We start from the raw sequence: 16,716 nt of genomic DNA on the forward strand, positions 1-16,716 counted from the left end.
CATCTTAACAGCATCAGAACTTGTAGCTGGCGCGCAGGTAGTAATACCCGCCATTGAACGGAATCTGCGCCGCCGCTGTATCGTACTGATACACGCCGAGGTAACGGCTAGCCGCCGGCACCTTGGTTGGATAGACGTTGAACAGATTATTGGCGCCGCCCGCAATCTGCAGCTTTTTGGTCACAGCGTAGCGCAGTTCCAGATCGGTGATCGTCTTCGGATCGTTTTCAATGTGATTGAACACCGAGGTCGAATAGATATTCGGACCAGAATAGAACGTCGCTTCGGTGGCGGTCTTGCCGTATCGGGTGGCGTGCAGGCTCACGCTCCACTGGTCCAGTGTCCACGCACCGCCGACAATCAGCTTGTTCTTGGGCGTCGCGGTGGTCAGGTACCCGATCTGCTGGGCGTTGAGTAGCGTCTTGCCATTGCCGTCGATGCCAACCTTGGTCACCTTGCTGTTGTTGATGTTGGCGCTGACGTCCCAGTCGATGCGGCCGGCGTTACCCAGGTTGGTCGGATAGCTGGCCACCAGGTCTAGCCCCTGGGTGCGCGTATTGACGCCGTTGGCGAAGTAGTTGGCGCTAACCGAAGACAGGCCGCTCGGCAGCGATATGCCGGCGCCGGTCAGCGCGTCGATGGCCGCCTGACCGCTGTAAGTACCGCCCTGCACGATGCGGTCGCGGATGTCGATACGGTAGGCGTCCAGCGTCAGGTGCAGATTGTCGACCGGCTCCGCCACCAGGCCCAGATTGTAGCTGCGCGATTTCTCAGGACGCAGCGGCGTGGCGCCCAGCTTGCGCGCAGCATCCGAGTTCACCGCCAGCTGGCCGCCGGCTGTGGTTGGCGATACCGCGAGGCTGGTGTAATACTCCTGCGCCAGCGATGGCGCGCGAAAGCCGGTGCTGGCGGTGGCGCGCAAGGCCACGCGCGGCGTGAACTCGTAGCGGGTGGACAGCTTGGCGTTGCGGGCGCTGCCGGCGTCGCTGTAATGCTCGTAGCGGCCGGCCAGTTCGCCCTCCCACTCCTTGGTGAATTTGGTGGACAAGTCGGCATACGCCGCGCCGATATTGCGCGAGTGCTTGCCGGCGCTGACCGGCGACAGGCCGGGCAAGGCTTGCGCGCCGCTGCCATAGTACGAAGCCGCATCGCCGGCGCCGATTTCATAGGTCTCGCGGCGGAACTCGGAGCCCAGCGCCACGCTCAACGCCGCCGGCAGGGCGCCGGTATCGAAGGAGCGCGCGATGTCGCCGTTCACTGCCTGCTGCGTGTTCTGGAATTGCGACAGGTGGAAGCTGGTCGGCGTCGCGCCGGTGGCCGCGTACAAATCGGTATTGGCCGAATCGACCATGCCGATCTTGACGTTGTCGGTGCCGTAGTTGGCGCTCAAGTCCCAGCGCCAGCCTGCCAGGTCGGCGCCCTTGATGCCGGCGGTGATGCCACCGTCGGTCTCGTTACTGGTCTCCACCGGCGTAAAGCCGTTTGGGTAGATGGCCGGCACGCGCGATGGCAGACGGTAGTTCTGGTAGCTGCCGCCGGAACGGTGCGCCACCGTGGCGAAGGCGTAGGCCTCGATATCCTTGGTGAGATTGATGCCGGCGTTGGCGCCAAACGACTCGCGGCGTATCTGCGGATCGCCCAGCGTCTTGTTGGCAAAGGTGCCGGTGCGTTCATCCGCGCCGCTGCGGAAGCTGTGTTCATGGCGGCGGTATTCTGCGCTGAGGTGCAGAAAGCCGTCTTCGCCCAGCGGGATGCCGGCGTCGGTGGCGCCGCCCAGCGTAAAGCCGTCATGCTTGTAGTATTCGCCGCTGGTCAGGGTCAGGCTGCCGCCGCTGCTGCCGTTTTTCAGGATGATGTTGATTACGCCCGCAATTGCGTCGGAGCCGTATTGGGCGGCGGCGCCGTCGCGCAGCACTTCGATGTGGTCGACGGCGCTGACGGGAATCAGGTCGATATCGACCGGCGTCGCGCCTTGCTGCGAGCCGGCATCGGCGGTGATATTGGCCGAGGTGTGACGGCGCTTGCCGTTCACCAGCAGCAGTACGTGATTGGGACTCAGGCCGCGCAGCGTCAGGGCGCTGGTCAGGTTGGCGGCGTCGCCGGTTTGCGCCAGGCGGTTCACCGATGGCAGCAGCTTGACCAGCGCGTCGCGCAGGTCGGTCTGGCCGGTGCGCTGCAAGTCCTTGGCGCTGATCACGTCGATGGGGCTCAGGCTTTCGGCGGCCGAACGCTGGGTGTCGCGGGTGCCGGTGACCACCACGTCCTGGATAGCGACGGCGGCTGCCGGTGCGGCGGAGATGGCGTCATCACCATCGGCTGCCCATACGGGCGAGACGGCGTACACCAGGGAGATGGCTAGCGCTAACGGCAGGCGGCGCGGTCGATTCGATTGCGGTTGATTCATGCGAATAAACTCCAATAGGGTTAAAGTTGTTTGATCTTGGCTGTGATGCAGGCCGCACCCGCGACACCCGCACATCGCTGCGCCCAGGGTCTGACCCCGCACGGGGTCAGACCCTTTCGTTTCGGGGTGCCTAATTATTTTTTGACGCGGGCGGCGATCAGGTCGATTTCGACCAGCGCGCCAGGCTGTGGCAGCGCGACCACTTGCAGCGCCGTGCGGGCTGGCTTGTTCGGTTGTTCGGCGGTGCCGAAGAACTGGCCGAAGGAAGCGTTCAGCCCTTTGAAATCGAGCTTGTTATCTAGCCTGGGATCGCCGACCAAGAACACGCGCAGCGAGACCACGTCCGCAAAGGTCAGTCCTTCGTTGGCCAGTGCGGCTTTCAATCGCGTGAGCACGGAGTGCGTTTGCGCTTGCGTGTCGCCGTCGGTCGTTTCCGGCAGCACGCCACTGAAGTAGACGGTGTCCGCGCCGGCCGGCACGCTGACGGCGACCGAGATCGGGAAGTTGGAGTTGGGGATGGGGGTACGTTTGATCTGTTGTGCGTGGACGACAGGTGCTGCGATCAACATTGCGGCGAGCAGTAAAGAGGTTTTCATGGCGGTCCTTTAAGGTTAAGAGGCGATGCGACGGGCGATGGCGGCGATAGCGTGGTGGCCGGACAAGGCGGCGCCCTCCTGCCATGCGCCGATCTGGCTCAGATACTCGCCGGCGAAGTGCACGCGGCCTTCCGGCTGATTGAGACGTGTGTATTCCTTCTCGTCCGGCGTGGCCCAGTGCACCCAGGAGCCCAGGCTGTAAGGCACTTTGTGCCAGGCCACGCTGACGGGATTCTTCAGCTCAACGCCACGGCCAGGATGCACTCGGTCGATCACATCGCGCGACACGGCGAACTGCGCGCTCAATGGCTGCGCAGTGAAGTCGCGCGCGGCCTGACTGATGTTGTAGCAGCCGACCAGCACACCGGTCTTCTTGTGGAAACCGCCGCTCGGGTACCAGATCAAGCCCGTTTCGGCTTTCACCACCGAGATGCCGCCATAGATCTGCGCTTCCGTCTCCCAGAAACGGCGCGACTGCCAGGCGATTTTGCTGGCGGTGTCGTAGTGGACGCTGTTGATGGCCTGCTGCACATCCGGCGCGAAGTTGGTCTCCACCTTGGCCAGTACCGGCAAGGGGAAGGTGACGATAGCGTAGTCCGCCGACAGCGTTTGCTGCTTGCCTGTGGTGCGGTCGCGCACCACCACGTCCACGCCCTTGTCCTTGTTGCGGATCGATTTCACTTCCGTGTTCAGGCGCGAGACGTCTTTCAGGCGTTGATGGAAGGCATAGGGAATGCGATCCATGCCACCCACCGGTTGCAGCATGGTTGGCTGGAAGATCAGCAGCTCATCGAAGATCAGCGCAGTCCACAGGTCCGGGTCGAGCAACGCTTCGAGCGGCAGCGGTTCGTTGCGCTCTCCTACCTGCTCTGCCGCGCCGGGATAGACCTTGTAGCCGGAGCGTTCGCTACCCTTGAATTCCGCCTGCGGCGTCAGGTCGCCGTACACCTTGAGAAAGTCGACCAGCTTGACGCGGTCGTCAGTGCTTAGCTCCTGATCCAGCGCACCCTTGTTGGTGGCGCGCGCCAGCAATTCAGCGACGTGGCCGCGCGCATCGTTCACCGCGCGGCGTAGCTGGATCGGCTGGCCGCCCTTGGCCGCATCCGGCAGGAAGTAGGCGCTGCGACTGGTGTTCACTTCCGCTTCCAGCTCCACACCGAATTCGCGGCAGTAGCCAAGTATCGTCTGGTGATGGCTGGGCAGGCGCGCCGGTCCGGCGTTGAAGTAGTGGCCCGGTTCGAAATCCGCAACCTGCGTGGCACCGTCTTCGTATTCGATGCGGGTGCCGTTGCGGATGGTCCAGTTGCGGCCACCGACACGGTCCCGCGCTTCAATCAGCTGGACCTGATAGCCGGCCTTGCGCAGTTCGTAGGCCGACACCAAGCCGGCGATGCCGGCGCCCAGCACCAGCACCTTGACGCCCTTGCCGGAGCCTGGCGCCAGTTGCAACGGCGGGTTCTGGACAGCTGCGGCGGCGATGGTGGAGGCGCCCAGGCCCAGTGTGGCCATGGCGGCTGCGGCAGCGGTGTAGCCACTGGTGGCGGCCAGCTGCATCAGGAATGTTCTGCGCGTTACGGTCATTTCAATCGCTCCAGTTGGTGATGTTGAAGCGATCTTATGACGCACCAAGATTATGTATAAACTAATTATTTATCATATTGAAATATGAATTTTAAGAATAATGTGTTTACATGCTCGATATCCGCTGGCGCTATATTCAAACTCGAAAGCATTCGTTCCAGCGGCTTGCAGCAGCGTCGTACTATCGGGAGATAACACTCTTCAGGGGCCTTTTATGCATCGCCGTACTTTGCTGTCTTTGTTATCGTTGTTGCCGTTTGCGACCTTGGCGCAGAAGGCGCCGTCCAATTTGCGCATCGGTTATCAGAAATCGTCCACCTTGCTGACGGTGCTGAAAGTGCGCGGACAGCTGGAACAGGATCTGGCGCCGCTGGGCGTCAAGGTGACCTGGCATGAGTTCTCCAGCGGCTTGCCGTTGCTGGAGGCGTTGAATGTCGGCGGGGTGGATTTGAGCGCGGATGTAGCGGATACGGTGCCGGTGTTCGCGCAGGCGGCCGGCGCGCAGTTGACGTATTTTGCGCAAGAGGCGCCCTCGCCGTCCGCGCAGGCGATTGTGGTGAGGGCGGATTCGCCGATCAATAGCGTGGCAGATTTAAAGGGCAGGAAGGTTGCGGTGACCAAGGCGGCGGGATCGCATTATCTGCTGATTGCAGCGCTGGACAAAGCGGGCTTGCGGTTCAAGGATATTGAACCGGCCTATCTGACGCCGGCCGATGGACGCGCGGCGTTTGAGCGCGGCAGCGTGGCGGCGTGGGTGACGTGGGACCCGTATCTGGCCGGCGTGCAGCGGCAGTCGCAGGTGCGCATTCTGGGGGACGGACGCGGGATTGCGGATTACCAGCGTTATTATCTGGCGTCCAGCGCGTATGCTGCGGCGCATCCGGAAGTGCTGGCGGTGGTCTTTGAGGCGCTGCGCAAAGCGGGCAAGTGGGTCAAGCAGTCGCCCAGGGAGGCGGCGGAGTTGCTGGCGCCCGCATGGGGGCTGGATGCGGCGACGGTGGAGCTGGCGAATGGCCGGCGCAGCTACGAGGTGCGGCCGGTTGTCAAGGAGGCATTGGGCGAGCAGCAGAGAATCGCCGATGCGTTCTATGCCGAGGGTCTGCTGCCGCGCAAGCTGGATGCGACGGCCGTGCCGCTTTGGCGGCCGCGCTAAGCGCTCAACCCGCACTGCGGAGACAGGGGTCTGACCCCGAATGGGGTCAGACCCCAACGGCTTGGGGTCAGGCTAGCGACGGATAGCCGACTGCGAGTGCGACTGCTTCCAGGCGAAGGATACGTTCATATTCGGCGTCAGCGACGTGTCGGAATTCGCGGATGTGCAAGGCCACCATATTCGCGCGCAGCTTTGCGCCAGGCGACAGCAAGGCGTCGCGCAAGCGGCGCTGCAACTTCTCCGGCACGCTGTGCGCCGTTACCAGCGGCAGGCCTGGCGTCTGCGCCGTGTAGTGCAAGACTTCCGTGCCGCGCAGGCTCTCTGGAGACTCTTCCTTCAGGTAGCCGTAGGTGACGCAATCGATGGCCGCAATATCGGCCTCGCCGTCGCGCACCATGCGCAGACTGGCCGCATGGCTGCCGCTCCATTTCACCTCGCCGAAGAAGCGCCCCTTGTTGGCCTGCAGCGATACCGCGTGCCGAAGCACATTCATGCCACTGTTGGAGTGTGGGTCGTTGGCCGCCGCAATCAGCCCTCGCGCATCGGCCAGCGCGTGTACCTGGCCGCCGGTGCGCGTGACGATCACGCTTGAATAATCGCTGCCTTCGCAGCCGTCAAAGTCAAAACACGGCGTAGCAAGCAGCGAGACCTTGTCGCGCAGTGATTTCATATAGGGATAGCCGCAAGTCTGCGTCAACAGCAGATCCTCGCGATGCCATAGTGACGGCAGCTCCGGAGAAGGCAGCAGTGTCATAGGTTCCTGCACCTCGGCTTGCGCCAGCAGCGACGCCGCGAACGCCTCATACTCCCGCTGCAATCGCGGGGAGACGTTATACATCGGCAGCGCTACTTTCCAGTTCATGGCATGCGAGGGTGTACAGGTGCGTCGATGGGACGAAATCCATAGCGGCGCATCAGCTCTCCATACCCATTGATCTGGAAGCCGCCGCTGCGCGCATTATAAGCCGAGCGGCGCGCACCATACACGCGCGGTAGCAGGTACCACGGCAGCGACGGCAAGTCATGGTGCACCAGGTGCAGATTATTATTCAGGAACAGCACTCGAAACACCAGGCCCGCGTCATTCAGCACGATGCGCTGCTTGTGGTCTTCCGCCGGCCGGTGTTCGTAGTAGGAGCGGATCATGGCCAGCGACTGCGCCGGATAAGAAATCGCCAGCACATACCACACCGCCGATACGCCAAACGCCGCCTGCACCCACCACAGCAAACCAGCCAGCAGGAACAGATGCCGCAGCCATACGCCGGCATCGCTCCGGTCGCCGCGAGCGATGCGCTGGGCAGCGCTGCCCCAAGTGCCGGCAATCGCCAATGCCGGGCCGACCGCGATGCGGCCCCAGAAGGTCTTGTTCAGCCAATGCAGCGCGCGTCGCGGGCGGCTCATGGCAGACCACTCGGCCGGCGACACATAGGTACTCTCCGCATCCAGCGCCGGCATGGTCAGGTTGAAATCGTCGTGGTGCCGCAGATGGCTCTCGCGGTAAATCTCGTACGGATACCACACCGCCAGCGGCAGATAGCAAAAAAAACGATTCACCCACGGCCAGCGCGTAGGATGGCCATGTATCAGCTCATGCTGAAGCGACATATACCACGCGCACCACCAGATCATCAGCAAGGTCGCCGGCGCCGCGCCGAGCAGCGGCCAACCAGCCAGCGTGGCCAGCCAGCCGCCATGGATCACCGCAATCAACAGCCAGGTCGGCCACTCGCCACGCCACAACGCGCGCCGGCGTTCGGTCGTGACCTCGTGCTGCTGGGTAGCGTCGATCCAGGCTTGCATCAGAAGCGCGCCTTCACCCGCAGGCCCACCGTGCGTGGACGCACCATGTACACCAGGTTCCCCGGCTGGATGGCGATGGTGTTCGCCGTCACGTCACTGACTTTGGCGCCGTTGGTCAGGTTGGTGCCGAACAGGCCGAATTCGTAGGCGCCGGTACGATAGGTCACGGTGGCGTTCAGCGTATTCGAAGACGGTATCTCTTCGTAGCTGCCCTGCGCCGCTGCGAAGTTGGTGTAGGCGCTGCCGCGATGCGAGTAGCTCCCTAGGAAGCCCAATTCGTCCACGCCGTTTACCGGTACGTAGTAACTGGCGTTGACGGTCGCGGCGAGACGCGGCGCATACGGCACGCGGCTGCCTTCCGGGATATTCTGCGCGGCGATGCCGGTGACCACGGTGCGCGTGGCGTAGGCATGGTTGTAGGCTGCGCTCAAGCCCACCGATGCGCGACGGGTGATCTTGAAGGCCGTCTCCAGCTCCAGCCCTTCGCTGCGGATCTTGCCGGCGTTCTGCGTGAAGTAGTAGGTGCATGGCAGCTTGTTAAACACCTGCACGTCCCTCCACTCAATCAGGTAGGCGTTGGCGTTGAAGGTCAGGCGATGATCGAGCAGCGTGTTCTTGGTGCCGGCCTCAAAGTTCCACAAGCTGTCCGGCGCAAAGGTCGATGGCGCGTTGATGCCACAGAAGTTGAATGGCACCGGCTGATTGTTCCCGCCGTAGCGGAAGCCCTTGCCCACCGACGTGTACAAGGTGTGATCGGGGTCGAGTCGATAGGCCGCCGCAAAGCGCGGATTGCCGCCGCGCGAGGTGGCACTGCTGTTGCTCAGTTCCGGCTGGCCTACCGGCGCGGTGGGCGTGGCGCCGACCAGATTGCCGAACAAACCGGTGAAGCGCAAATCAAAATCCTGCGTGCCGCGGAACAGACGCAGGCCGGCCGTCAGGTCCAGCTTGTCCCACACCGTGTACGTCCCTTCCGCAAACAGCGCGGCCTGGCGCGACTTGGTATTCTGCTGGCCGGAGAAGAAGTCATTCGGATTGAAGGCCAGTTCGTTGGTCTGCGAGTTATAGCCGGGGAAGTTGTGCGTCTCGGCGAAGCGCGCATCAAAGCCTTCGGTTGGCTCGTCCTGCCGGGTATCGCGCTTGCCCGCCTCGAAGAAGGCACCGGCGGTCCATTTGAACGGGCCATCACCCTTGGAACTCAATCGGAACTCCTGCGTGAAGTCCTTAACCGCATTGCCGATCGTGTACGCAGCCTTCATCAGCGGGTCTTTGCCGCCGAAGATGAAGGCGGTGGCGGGATACTGCGCCGATGTCACGTACAGCGTATCGCGATGCAGATACGACGTGGACGACACCAACTGTGCGCCGCCGAAGTCATAGTTCACGCCCAAGTTATAAAGTTGCAGCTTGTCGTTGCTGGTCTGCGGGATCAGCGCGAAGGTGGTGTACGGCGCCAGCCCGGCGTAGGCATCGTTGATGCCGCCCTTGATATTGGAGGCGGTGACGCTGGCGTCAATCACCAGATCGCGCGATGGCTTCACGCGCAATGCCGCCCTGCCCTGATTGGTCGATACGGAATTGGTAATGGCGCCGTTGTACTGGTTGCGGATGTAGCCGGAGTCATTGCCGGTATATGCGGTCAGGCGCAGCGCGGCCACATCATCCTTCAGCGGCAGATTGACCGCGCCGCGCAGATTGTGGTTGGCGCCCCCAAACTTGGAGGTTTGCGATCCCACCGCTTCCACAGTGCCGAAGAAGTCATTCAGCTCCGGCTTTTGCGTAATCTGACGCACCGCGCCGGCCATCGCGCCCGCGCCAAACAGCGTGCCTTGCGGCCCTTGCAGCACTTCCACCCGCTCCAGGTCCAGCACCTTCAGGTCAGGGTTGCCGGATTTGAGCGTCACCGGCATATCGTCGATGTACACCGCCACCAGTGACGAATCCTGCACCTCGGATGGCACGATGCCGCGCACTACCAATCCGCGCATGGTGATGTTGTTAACGCCCGGCCCCTGCTCCTGCACCGACATGGCCGGCACCAGGTTGGCGATATCGGTCAGATTGCCCTGGCCGTAGCGCGTCAGGCTATCCGGCTTGATCACCGTAATGGCGGCCGGCACTTGCTGCACGTCGACCGCCGTGGCGGAACGGGTGGCGGTAACTTCTACTTTTTCGATTTTGTCCGAGTCCGGCTCTGCGGCGATGGCGACGCCGGCCGACAAGGCGGCGACTGCCAGTAAGGTGCGCTTGCTCATCTATACCCTTTTGATGTTCTCCCAAAAGTGAGTATAAATTGGGCGAACGCAACGGGAAACGAATTTAAACAAGCTTCTTTATGCAGAAATTGCGTGGCCGTCAAGGTGAGACAGCGTACAGCCGCAGCCACTGGGGGCGCGCAAAATAAAGTCTATGGATACGCACCCCGAACTAATCAAACCACGCAAATTCCCACCGGCCGCCTATGCGATGCACAGGCAGATGGTGGCGGTACGCAGGACGATTTCAGCAAACACTGTGGAAGAGTCGGAAGCGGCGGCGCGTTGGGCGCAGGCATGGTATCAGCTGGTGCAGCGCAAGCTGGATCAACTCCAGCATGCGCCACGATACTTGCATTAGGCAGCAGAGTAGCAACCGCCGGCGCGGCGTTCCATGGCATGACGGTCGATGACGGTGACGGTGCCGCGGCGATATTCGATCAAGCCTTCTTCTTGCAGCTTGCCGGCGCAGCAGGTGATCGATTCACGGCGCACGCCCAGCATGTTGGCGATCATCTCCTGGGTCACTTTCAATTCGTTGGTCAGCGAACGGTCCAGACGTTCCAGCAACCAGCGGCACAGGCGCTGTTCAATGCTGCCGTGACGGACACCGGCCACGGTCTGAGCCAGTTGGGCGAACAGCGAGCTGGTATGACGCATCAGTTGCTGCGCCAATGCGCCACCGCTGAAGAATGCCTGACGCAGCACGGACGATTTGATGCGGTAGCCGTAGCCGCTGGTCTGGACAACGGCCGAGCAGTTGGCGCGCTCGTTTTCATACATCGTCACGCCGACGACACCTTCGCGGCCGACCACGGCCACTTCGGCGGCGCCGCCCTCTTCGGTTTCATATTGCAGCGAAACGATGGCATTGGTCGGGAAGTAGGCATATTCCATCGACTCACCAGTATCGAACAGGCGTTTGCCGGCTTCCAGCGTTACCAGATCCAGATGGACAAACAGGTCAATCAGCTCCTCACGCGACAGACCACGCAGCAATTCGTTCTGCTGCGCGCCCGTCAGGCTGATCACCGGTGTAGCAGTTTGCTGCATCGAGCGAGGGATGCTGGCGGAGACGGAAGTTTGATTAGCTGCGTACATTTTGTGCCTCATCTGTTTATGTGTTGGATGACTCACACTATATCCGTGCTATGTACGCTCGATTATAGGAACACAGATGGGCCTTATGTAGGCAAGGAACATAGGCCGGTGTCAGCCTGATCCTACGCTTAAGATATTTAATGCTGCTAGGAAAGGGAAAAGATGGGCATGGAGACGCTCAGCAGCTGCGCGGCGCGCCGCTGAGCAGGAGATGCTACTGCGCTACGTGGCGCAGGATCTCAAGGAATGAATTTAAAGCGCGAACCTTCTTCAATCATGCGCTCATCGCGGGAGCGCAGACGCCCCGGGTTGCGCCGATGTTCCGGCTCGGAAATAACGCGCTTGATCACGCTTTCCAGCACGCCGCGATGGCTGAGGTACTCGGCTGCGCTCTCCGGGCCGAGACGGTCGGCCCGCTCGATACCGGCCTCCACTAGCTCGGAGGATTGAAAGTCGGGCCGGAAAGTTTGCTTGGTAGACATTACTGCCTCCTGAGAATATGGACAAAATCCAATTCTGGGATTCTACAGCAGGTTGCGCCGTGCGGTAACGTACCTCCGTGGTGATGACGCAACTACGGCGCGGGTACGCCCTGCGGTGGCTGGCCGTCGTGCGGGATCAGCCAGCCGCCGTCGCTGAGCCAGTCTGCCAGGCGATCCGGCCAGTGCACATCAGATAATCGCTCGGAACGCTGGCCCATATTGAAGGCGTGATCGGTGTCGGCATACAGATGCAGCTCTGCCGAGACACCGGCGCCGACCAGTTGCTGATACAACGCCAGCGCCGGCGGCATGCAGCACTTGTCGCTGGAGCCGGCGACGATGAATGCCGGCGGCGCGTTCTGCACCGCTTTGCCAGGCACGCCCAGCGGACCGGGATAGACCAGCACCTGGAAATCAGGCCGCGCGCTCTGGCGGTCAACGGCGTCCTGTTCAGCGGGCGGCGTTGGTTCCCGATTATCCGCCACCAGCGACACCAGTTCGCCGCCGGCCGAGAAGCCCATCACACCTAGCCGGTGCGGATCGACGCCATACTCCGCCGCATGCGCGCGCACCCAGCGCACGGCGCGACGCAGGTCGGCGGCGGCATCGTTCTCGATCGAGTAGCTGGCGCCCTGGTCGCGCGCCAGCCGGTACTTCAGCACAAAGGCCGTGACGCCGGCGCGGTTGAGCGACTTGGCCGCCACCATGCCCTCGTTCTGCCACACCAGCATGCGGTGGCCGCCGCCCGGCGCGATAATGACGGCGGCACCGTTGGCGTGGCGCGGATTGGCGCGCATCACCGTCAGCGACGGGTTGTGGATATTGCTGATGTAGGTGTTGTCCACCTTCTCCGCCTCGGCGCGGCGTTGTTCCGAACCCGGCGCACCGTCCGGCCACAACGCGAGCTGCTGCGCGCCGGCGTGGGTGCAGAACGCCAGCAGTAGCAACGCCAGTTTATTGCGCATGAATGTCTCCTGTCGCGTACAACGCGTGATGGGTAAGAATGAACAGTGTACGACCATCGTCGCCGCCGAAGATCAATTGCAGCGGACGTTCCGGCACGTCGATGCGGCCGATCTCCTTGCCGTCCGGCGCGTAGACGAAGACCTGGCCATTGGCGACATAGACATTGCCCTTGCCGTCCACCGCTGCACTCTCGCCGCCGCGATTGGCCGCCAGTTTCAAATCCGTGATGCCGCCGCCCGCGCCGATCACGCCACTAAAGGTGCGGTTCTCGGAACCGTTGGTGAACACCACGCGGCCATTGACACCAGCCGATACCAGGCCATGCGTGTCCAGCGTGTCCGAAAAGCGGTAGCCCAGGTGATCGTTCGGTCCCTGCTTAAAAACGCGATAGGCTGGCAGCACCAGGCTACCGTCCGGCGATACATACTCGCGCTGCTTCGGCAGCGCCACGTCGCGCGCGAACATCTCGGCCAGCGTGGTGAATTCGTAGCTATCGAAGTTGAGCTGATCGCGGAACTCGCCGTTCTGCCAGAAATTCACCGGCGCCAGCACGCGCGCGTCCTTGTTCGCCTTCACCGGCGTTGGCTTGATGACGGTGACCGGGCCAGCCGGTTGGGCGGGATCGAACGAATACACCGTGCCCTCCGGTCCAAACGACGACACCACAAGTATCGCGCCGCTCTTGTCGATAGCGAGGTTGACCGGGTCAAGCGGCGCATCGCGCACCACCGCCAGCCCGCGCTGCTTAGACCAGCTGTAGATGCGGTTGAAGCGGCGGTCGACGAAATACAGCGTGCCTTTGCTGTCAACCGTCGCGCCGGCGATGGAGTAGAAGCCCTCTTCCAGCTTGCTCACCTTGCCGGCGGGAGCGCTTGCCGGCGTGCCCGCGCCGATATCCAGCACCGCAAATTCATGTTCGCGCACTTCCTGCTTGTGCGTCAGATCCTGCAGCGTATTCTCGAACGGGTATTTGCTGGCGCGCAGATAGGTATCGCAACCGTTTTCGTCGCAGGTGGCAAAGCCGCTCTCCGCGTTCACATGCACATTGCGGAAGCGGATGTTCTCGGAGTTGGTCATCTTCACCGCCGACACGGCAGGCTTGATCGAGCGCGTGACGCGATACGCATGGTAGTTGGCAAAGGTGATGTTGCGCGAATTGCGGATCTCCAGCGACACCGCATCCATGCCGTCGCGTACCTCCTGCTCCGTTTGTGGCGCCAGGAACTCCCAGTTCTCGACGTTATCCAGCACGATCTCCGCCCGCACGTGGTGCTCGGCCGACAGCTCGTACACCTTGCCCGGCGTTTTGGTGTTGGAGACGTAGAAGCCTGCCTGCGCGAAGGTGCTCGGCGACCAGCAAGCCACAAACGTGCCGCCGCCGCCGTCGGTTACCCAGATGCTCGGGTACTGCCGGTCCCAATACTGCGTGGGATCGAAATTGGCGGTCTTCTGGTAGGGGTCGCGGCGCCTGCCGTCGTACAGACGCGTGCCATGTCCACCCTGGATGCGGATATCGTCCACCAGCGAATCCGGGCCGGCGCGCCACAACAGCGCCGTTGCGCGCGGATTAACTTCGCCAGTCGCCAGGCCGAAGCCGGAAACAATCGCATCGCCGCCTTTGGCGCTTTCCAGCAGCGCCTTCGGACCGCCAGCGCCGACATAAGCCGGCGAACCATTCGGCAGAATGAGCTGCGTGACGCCGGGATGCAAACCTACCAGCACCGTGTCCGACTTCAGTCGTATCGTATCCTGCACCATGTAGAAGCCCAGCGGCAGATACACCACGCGCTTGCTGTCGATGGCCTTCTGCACCGCTGCAGTGTCGTCCGTCACGCCATCGCCCACCGCGCCAAATGCTCGCACACTGGCCCATTCTTTGGTGGACGGCAGCGCGCGCATTACAGGCGCGCGTGCTGTCGGCCACGTCTTCAGCGCCGCGCCCTTGACGTTAGTGGTGAACTTGCCCACGCTGCCAACGCCAGGCAGCATCAAGCCGTAATTGAATTCGCTGACCTGATATACCGGCCCATAGGCGGCCACCGTCTTGCCGCTGTCGCGGAAGCGCGCGAACACCGGCACGTTCTTCGCCAGCGCATTGTCGAAGCCCACTTGCGTGTAGACGTTGTCCTCATTGCTGATGATGACCGCCGCCTTCGACACGTTCTCGAAGCGCACGTCCTTGCCCCACAACCAGTCGCCGTAACCACGGTCGATTTCAATGCCGACCGGCGTGTTGCGGATGGTGGTGTTAATCAGCGTCAGCCCCGCTTCGTGGCCGCGTATCGCCGCATCGCGCTGGCCGTCAAAGGTGGAGTCCATCAGCGTGTACTGCCAGGCCGGCGAGGTTTTTTCGGTGAGGATGCCGTAACGGCCGCCATAGAATTTCAGGTCGAAGCTTTCGTTGCCGACCATGTATACGCCCGCCAGGCCAGAGCCGATGTGGAAGTCCATGTGGCTCAGGTACGAGTGCTGCGCTGTCCGCAGGCGCACTGCTGCAGCGGCGGGATTGCCGTCGCCGATTTCAAAGTCCACATTGCTCATCGCCGAATAGAAGGTGGCGGAATTCGCATCGCGTACCTCGTCGCTGTATGGCACGGCACTTTTCACCGGCACCGGCACTTTGCCGACCGTGTACTGGTCGCCACCGGTGAACACTACCATGTTCGCCACGCCTTTCTGGAAGCCCGGCGTATTCGCGGCCAGCACCAGCACCGGCCGCGTGGCGCCAACGCCATACAAGCGAACCGCCTGCGGCACCAGCAGCGAACGCGTGATGCGATAGCGTCCGGACGGCAGGAACACCACGCCGCCCTCGCCCTGATTGGAGGCTTCGTTCAGCGCTTCCTGGATCGCGGTGCTATCGTCGGTGCGGCCGTCGCCGGCACCCTTGACTTGCACCGCGCGCGGATCGTCCGGCATGGTCTGGTACGCGGAAATGGAAGCCGCCTGCGCCAGCAGGGGCGCAACAAGGGCTGCCGCCGCCAGCATCGTCAATAATGGTTTCATCTGTTTATCCCAATAAGGCAGAAAGAATCAATACGAAAATCAGCCCGAATACGCCGACCAACGTTTCCATCAAGGTCCACGAACGGAAGGTGTCTTTGAGCGACAGGCCGAAATACTCCTTGAACATCCAGAAGCCGGAATCGTTCACATGGCTGCACATCAAACTGCCGGCGCCAATCGCCAGCACCATCAGCGCTGGATCAGTACCGGACGCCTGCACTACCGGCGCCACGATGCCAGCCGCCGTCAGCCCCGCCACCGTGGCAGAACCGAGGCAGATGCGGATCAGCGTCGCCACCAGCCAGCCCAGTAGGAGCGGCGGCACGGGCAGCGCGCCTAGCTGCGTGCCCAATTGCGCGCTGACGCCGGAATCCACCAGCACCTGTTTCAAGGCGCCGGCGCCGGCAATCACCAGCAGGATGGGGGCGATGTCACGCAACGCATCCTGCGCGCCGGACATCAACGCCACCAGCTTCTGTCCGCGCGCCACACCCAGCGTGATCACCGCCACCAGCAATGCCACCAGCATCACGATCATCGGATTGGCGAGAAAACCAACCAGCGACTTCAATGCCGGATCGGCAATCGGCAACGCGGCGGCGGCGGTGGCGGCCGCCAGCAGCCACACCGGCAGCAGCGCCGTCGCGAAGCTGTTGAATACACCGGGCAGCTCAGCTTCGTCACGCAAGCCGGTGCGGAACATCGGCGCCGGTGTGGCCTGGATGCGCTTGAGCGTCATAGCGAACAACGGCCCGGCGATGATCAGCGTCGGCACCGCCACGATCAGCCCATACATCAGCGTGCGGCCCATATCGGCATGGAACTGCGCCACCAGCGCTGTCGGCGACGGATGCGGCGGCAGGAACCCGTGCGCAATCGACAGGCCACACAGCAGGGGTATCGCCAGCGCCACCGCCGGCCGGCCGCTCTGGTACACCAGCGAGAACACCAGTGGCACCAGCAGCACAAAACCGACGTTGTAGTACAGCGGTATGCCCGCCACAAAGCCGGTCAGCGTCAACGCCACCGGCATGCGCGCGGAACCGAATACGCCGATCAGGTAACTGGCGATGCGCTGCGCCGCCCCGCTGTCGGCAATCAGCTTGCCGAACACCGCGCCGAGGCAGACGATGACGATCAGCGATCCAAGCAGATCGCCGATCCCCTTGTCGATCGACTTGGGGATGCTTTCCACCGACATGCCAAGCAGCAGTGCGGCCGCCAAGGCCGCCGCCACAAACGCGATCAGCGGCTGCAGCTTGGCCCAGGCGATCAGCAGCGTGAGCAAGCCGACCGACAAAGCCACGGCCAGCAGCGCCCAAACAGCTGGCGTGACGCCGAACAGCGCCGCCAACGGACTGGTAGTGGTCAT

12 protein-coding genes are annotated in these 16,716 nt (G+C 62.5%); 1 reads left to right on the plus strand and 11 read right to left on the minus strand.

Annotated elements, in window-relative coordinates; genetic code table 11:
- Nucleotides 1–13: 13 nt before the first annotated feature.
- The 3 genes from HH213_RS29420 to HH213_RS29430 all read right to left on the minus strand — a co-directional run bounded on the left by HH213_RS29420 (nucleotide 14) and on the right by HH213_RS29430 (nucleotide 4,581).
- On the minus strand, nucleotides 14–2,404 hold the full coding sequence (locus HH213_RS29420) for a TonB-dependent receptor plug domain-containing protein (protein WP_169114771.1): 2,391 nt from the start codon (nucleotides 2,402–2,404) through the stop codon (nucleotides 14–16).
- Nucleotides 2,405–2,538: 134 nt separating this feature from the next.
- Complete coding sequence (locus tag HH213_RS29425; protein ID WP_169114772.1) at nucleotides 2,539–3,000, minus strand: Rid family hydrolase; 462 nt, start codon at nucleotides 2,998–3,000, stop codon at nucleotides 2,539–2,541.
- Nucleotides 3,001–3,015: 15 nt separating this feature from the next.
- A complete protein-coding gene (locus tag HH213_RS29430) occupies nucleotides 3,016–4,581 on the minus strand; it encodes a flavin monoamine oxidase family protein (RefSeq protein ID WP_169114773.1) in 1,566 nt (521 codons plus the stop codon).
- A 214-nt stretch (nucleotides 4,582–4,795) separates the two neighbouring features.
- Between HH213_RS29430 and HH213_RS29435 the strand changes: the two genes are divergently transcribed.
- Nucleotides 4,796–5,734: an aliphatic sulfonate ABC transporter substrate-binding protein gene (locus tag HH213_RS29435; RefSeq protein WP_169114774.1), complete on the plus strand. Its 939-nt coding sequence runs from the start codon at nucleotides 4,796–4,798 to the stop codon at nucleotides 5,732–5,734.
- Between the two features lie 67 nt (nucleotides 5,735–5,801).
- Here HH213_RS29435 and HH213_RS29440 read toward each other — a convergent pair whose 3' ends face one another.
- The 8 genes from HH213_RS29440 to HH213_RS29475 all read right to left on the minus strand — a co-directional run bounded on the left by HH213_RS29440 (nucleotide 5,802) and on the right by HH213_RS29475 (nucleotide 16,716).
- A complete protein-coding gene (locus tag HH213_RS29440) occupies nucleotides 5,802–6,596 on the minus strand; it encodes a phosphate/phosphite/phosphonate ABC transporter substrate-binding protein (RefSeq protein ID WP_169114775.1) in 795 nt (264 codons plus the stop codon).
- A complete protein-coding gene (locus tag HH213_RS29445) occupies nucleotides 6,593–7,537 on the minus strand; it encodes a fatty acid desaturase (protein ID WP_169114776.1) in 945 nt (314 codons plus the stop codon). Before HH213_RS29445 ends, HH213_RS29440 begins: the two co-directional genes overlap by 4 nt.
- Nucleotides 7,537–9,789 (minus strand): TonB-dependent receptor, encoded by a 2,253-nt coding sequence (locus HH213_RS29450; RefSeq protein ID WP_169114777.1) that lies wholly within the window; start codon nucleotides 9,787–9,789, stop codon nucleotides 7,537–7,539. The genes HH213_RS29445 and HH213_RS29450 overlap by 1 nt, the downstream gene beginning before the upstream one ends.
- 357 nt (nucleotides 9,790–10,146) lie before the next feature.
- Nucleotides 10,147–10,890 (minus strand): Crp/Fnr family transcriptional regulator, encoded by a 744-nt coding sequence (locus HH213_RS29455; RefSeq protein WP_110849308.1) that lies wholly within the window; start codon nucleotides 10,888–10,890, stop codon nucleotides 10,147–10,149.
- Nucleotides 10,891–11,129: 239 nt separating this feature from the next.
- On the minus strand, nucleotides 11,130–11,372 hold the full coding sequence (locus HH213_RS29460) for a hypothetical protein (RefSeq protein ID WP_110849307.1): 243 nt from the start codon (nucleotides 11,370–11,372) through the stop codon (nucleotides 11,130–11,132).
- A gap of 92 nt (nucleotides 11,373–11,464) precedes the next feature.
- Nucleotides 11,465–12,337, minus strand: coding sequence for an alpha/beta hydrolase (locus tag HH213_RS29465; RefSeq protein WP_169114779.1), 873 nt, complete (start codon nucleotides 12,335–12,337; stop codon nucleotides 11,465–11,467).
- The gene (locus tag HH213_RS29470; RefSeq protein WP_169114781.1) at nucleotides 12,327–15,344 is read right to left on the minus strand and encodes a glycosyl hydrolase family 28-related protein; all 3,018 of its coding nucleotides are present in this window, start codon (nucleotides 15,342–15,344) and stop codon (nucleotides 12,327–12,329) included. Before HH213_RS29470 ends, HH213_RS29465 begins: the two co-directional genes overlap by 11 nt.
- A gap of 4 nt (nucleotides 15,345–15,348) precedes the next feature.
- Complete coding sequence (locus HH213_RS29475) at nucleotides 15,349–16,716, minus strand: gluconate:H+ symporter (protein ID WP_169114783.1); 1,368 nt, start codon at nucleotides 16,714–16,716, stop codon at nucleotides 15,349–15,351.

The organism is Duganella dendranthematis (assembly GCF_012849375.1).
GTDB classification, from domain to species: Bacteria; Pseudomonadota; Gammaproteobacteria; order Burkholderiales; family Burkholderiaceae_D; genus Rugamonas; species Rugamonas dendranthematis.